1 pseudogene is annotated in these 203 nt (G+C 67.5%); it reads right to left on the minus strand.

Annotation, left to right across the window (positions count from 1 at the left end):
- Positions 1 to 203, minus strand: a pseudogene (locus R5H23_RS17075) (lytic transglycosylase domain-containing protein); the annotation flags it as partial.

Genomic DNA, 203 nt, shown 5'->3' on the forward strand with positions numbered 1-203 from the left:
TTGGTGCCGAACATGTAGGCGCCATAGACCTGCGTTCCGGTGGCCGGTGCGCCTGTCGAGCGACTCACGGCGGACGCGTAATCGCTGATGATGGCGCTCGCCACCTTGGCCTGGGCCACGGGATCGGACCGGTCGGCCGCGCTCAGACCGAGTTCCGAGGCATACTGGTTCCAGGTGCCGTCCGTGACCTGCCACACCCCCTG

The organism is Gluconobacter sp. GP1 (assembly GCF_032913585.1).
Classification (GTDB): Bacteria; Pseudomonadota; Alphaproteobacteria; order Acetobacterales; family Acetobacteraceae; genus Gluconobacter; species Gluconobacter cerinus.